At 60.1% G+C, this 3,669-nt stretch carries 2 protein-coding genes and 2 pseudogenes; 2 read left to right on the top strand and 2 right to left on the bottom strand.

The genetic code is table 11. The features are described from left to right. Window positions 1–271: transposase domain-containing protein (locus K359_RS0147255; RefSeq protein WP_029083799.1), on the top strand; the 271-nt coding region annotated here is incomplete at its 5' end. A gap of 85 nt (window positions 272–356) precedes the next feature. Here the strand turns inward: K359_RS0147255 and K359_RS56425 are convergent. Then, window positions 357–527, bottom strand: a pseudogene (locus tag K359_RS56425) (winged helix-turn-helix transcriptional regulator); the annotation flags it as partial. A gap of 193 nt (window positions 528–720) precedes the next feature. On the opposite strand from K359_RS56425, the gene K359_RS0147245 reads away from it, so the two are divergent. Continuing rightward, complete coding sequence (locus K359_RS0147245; protein WP_029085176.1) at window positions 721–1,563, top strand: SDR family NAD(P)-dependent oxidoreductase; 843 nt, start codon at window positions 721–723, stop codon at window positions 1,561–1,563. Window positions 1,564–1,683: 120 nt separating this feature from the next. Here K359_RS0147245 and K359_RS56420 read toward each other — a convergent pair. Continuing rightward, window positions 1,684–2,181: pseudogene (locus K359_RS56420) on the bottom strand (hypothetical protein); the annotation flags it as partial. Between the last annotated feature and the right edge of the window lie 1,488 nt (window positions 2,182–3,669).

Genomic DNA, 3,669 nt, shown 5'->3' with positions numbered 1-3,669 from the left:
CAACAATTGCGCTGAGCGCGCATTGAGAGGCATCGCCTTGGGAAGGCGCAACTGGACCTTCGCCGGCAGCCAGCGCGGCGCCGACCGTGCCGCCATCATGCTGACGATGATCACGACCTGTCGCCTCAACGACGTCGATCCCAAGGCCTGGCTCGCCGACGTCCTGGCCCGTATCGCCGATCATCCCGCATCGCGTCTGCACGAGCTCTTGCCCTGGGAATGGAAGCTCCTGCGCCAGGCCGACAAGCCAGCCAATCAGCAGGCCGCCTGACCTTCACCCTTCACCCAATGCCATCATAGACCTCGCCGTGCCCGCGCGCATGCGTCAATCAGGCGGCCTCCGTCGTATGCGTACCTTCCAGATCACGGAGTTGCTGGATCAGCATCTTTTGAGAGACGCCGGGAATTGCACGGCGCAGCTCCGAAAATCGGAGCACCGGCGCGCGAAAAAGATGGAATATGATGAGTGCTTTCCATCGGCCTTCAAGAACCTTTAAGCCGTCCTCGAGCTCCGCTGTGGAACACATCTGCGAGGAGGCTTGGGAAGTTTTGGCCATAGTTACCTAGAGGTGTGTATTGCACTTTTTGGTGCGTTCTTGCGCTCTAAATACCATGCTCCTATCCCTTCGCGGAAGCAGTTCGGCCTTCATGGCTGGGCATTTGGACACGAAAACTGGTGCCGCCCTGGGCTCGCGCCGGAACATTGCGAGGGGAACGATTATGAGTGTGGTGGCCGTAGTTACGGGAGGCAGCCGGGGAGCAGGCAAGGGCATCGCCATCGCACTCGGACAGTCCGGCGCGACCGTGTATGTGACAGGACGCAGCCAAAAGTCGGATGACTCGCCCCATGGCGGCACGGTGGCGGAGACGGCGGCGCTTGTCAGCGAAGCCGGCGGCAAGGGCATCCCGATGTGTATCGATCATTCCAATGACGAGGCCGTGGCAGAGCTGTTCGCTCGGGTAGGACGCGATCATGGCCGACTCGACTTGCTGGTCAACAACGCGGTGAAGGCGGTCGGCATGACACTGCCCGGAGGGTTCTGGGAGAAGCCGTTGGAGGCAGCCGATCTGATAACGATCGGGCTGCGATCGCATTTCGTGGCCAGCTTCTATGCTGCACCCTTGTTGATCGCGAACGGCCGTGGGTTGATCGTCAATACGGGGCACTATGGGGCGGTCGCCTATTATCATACCCCGGTCTATGGTGCGCAGAAGGCGGGCGCCGACAAGATGGCGGCGGACATGGCGAAGGAGTTGCGTCCCTACAACGTCGCCGCCGTCTCGATCTGGATGGGTGGCCTCGATACCGAACGCGCCCGTGCGTACATCGCCAGCTTGCCGCCCGAAGCGAGACCGACGGCCAAGCGGGAATCGCCGCAGTTCACGGGCCGGGTAATAGCAGCTCTCTACGCGTCGGGCGATCTCATGCACTATTCGGGCAGGGCCTTGATCAATGCCGAACTGGGCGCGCAGTTCGGCGTCACCGACATCGACGGCAGCACTCCGCTCTCGCTGCGATACAGGTTGGGCGGGCCGCCCGAACTGCACGCCAGCCTGCGATGATGCCGTTGGAGATCAGCCCGGCGGCAGGGGAGCCCCGTTTGTGCGTTTCACAGTCTAGGTTCGTCATGGGAAGAACGAAAAGTCTAACATGTGTGGGGCAGGTTTCTAAGTATTGCCTACTCAAAATTGGGCGATGGAGCGCACGAATAGAAAAGGAGATACCACGGATATTTGTGCGTCGGCACTGCCATCTTGGCCGATGAGGATTAGTCCGGCTCCGCCATTTGCTACAGTTAAAATGATGGGCTCGCCATTCCTCGTCTTGATGGGCTCCATTCCGATGATGAGAAATTCGCCAACCGGTTGGTCAAAATATTGAAGCCTAAGTTGAGCAGCGACCTCCGCCGCCGCAAGTCCAAAGCCCAGCTGTTGAGCGCGCGTATAGATCTCAGCCAGCGAAGCTGTATCGGTCTCAAAGCCGAGCTGGGCCGCAGACACTACGAAAAGCTCCACGTTTGTCTTCGTAGCGCTGAGGGTAAAGGTCGGTCGAGCGAGAATTTCCCCAGCCGGGGTTCCGATGCCGCAACCAACTGTATCCAACGCGTTACTGAGGGCAAACGAATCTGCAAATGTCCCTACTGTAATCGCCCACAGGACGGCGACCTTGAGGACGGCCTGCACATGCGGCGGTGCCGGCGCGCCCTACCCGGGATGCAACGAGCCTGCAGATGGCGCGGCGCCGCGAGCAGCGTCACGATTTCGAAACATCAGCGCTTGAGATCGATGTCGACGAAGTTGGTCCGCGGCCAGGTCTGCGGCGAGCCTCGAAACCGTCGACTCGAGCCTACCAATCTTGATCGGGTCGATTTTGACTCATCTGCCGCATGCCCGCTTGAGACTGCATTGACCTTACGTAGGCCGCGCATCGCTTAGTTGGAGGTCAGACTGGCCTCGGGACCATTCGTGGTCGCTGGCGGAAAGCGCCCTGCGTCTGCGAGGCCGCGTGGAGCAGAGATTTGCCTGGAGGCGAGTATTTGACGCTGGGTGTTATCTCCCGGTGAATAAGCGCGAGCTTCTCTGGCGACTTAAACCAAATTTTGGCGCGCGATCACAAGCATCGGCGCTCGCAGCGTCATGCTCATCGATTGTTAGAGGAACTCGACGTTAGGCCATTGGTCTGATGGCGGCGCGCCTTCTCCAAGCTCAACTTTTGGTTTTGGAGCTGAATGGCGCTTGGATGGGGTGCTGACGCATGACCGTCTCGGCCCGCCGCCAACCGCGAAAGGAACTGCGAAGGGTCGAAATGGACCAGCGCGGGCGCCGAGCCCCGCTGATGCGTTTTTGCGCGGCTTGCGATCCGTAGCGTATCGTCCGGCAGCGGTCGCTGCAGTGCCTTGGCCTCATCCCACGGGGCGCGCATCCACAGTTCCCGCTCCGCGAGCGGTTGGTCGTCGTTCAACGGCGAGGGCCGGGTCTCGACGTGAACGAAAGAGCGCGCACAAACCACCAAATGCGGCACATCTTCTTCAAGCAGCCGAAGCGTCGACGTGGCTAAAACAGACTGATGATGCAGGCGGGCGCGGGCCGCGCGGAGGCGGTCCCTCTCAAACAGAATTTAATGGGTATCGGCCGCTTGCGAACCCACATAGAACCGTGCCGGTCCCCTCCGGCCGCTGGGACCTTTCTTTGGGGTCAACGATGGCAGTCCGGTCTGAGAGCCTTGCATACGCTTGTTGAAGAATTCAGCGTCTTGGGCGTCCACGTTCAGCATTGGATGCTGATAGCCGCTCTGATTACTGCGATCGCCGTGGTCTCCGGTTTACGGAAATGACTGCATTGCATTAGCGAGGCAGCCCAGCGCTCCGAGCGGATGTGGGTGACGGGCGGGCCGCATGTGCGCGGCGGTGGCGGCACGTCCGCTTTCAAGCGGTAAATCAGACACGCGGTCCGACCGCAGGGATGTCGCCTTGTGACCCGTTTCGTTTCGGAGGTCGCGGCCCAATACTCGGTGGTCGCGCCGAACCGATTAGCTATCCGGTGATGAGCTCACCCCAGCAATTCTTGTGCTAACTCCTCATAGATCTGTTGCACTTCAGTAACTCCATTCCAGTCCAAGAGGCTGTAAAAGTTCAGCTGGGGGCTGGAAGTGACGGCATGTTTGATGTG

The sequence above is a fragment of the Bradyrhizobium sp. th-b2 genome, from assembly GCF_000426785.1.
Lineage (GTDB): Bacteria > Pseudomonadota > Alphaproteobacteria > Rhizobiales > Xanthobacteraceae > Bradyrhizobium > Bradyrhizobium septentrionale.
The sequence above is the reverse complement of the archived record's forward strand: the minus strand, read 5'-3'. Positions and strand labels throughout refer to the sequence as shown.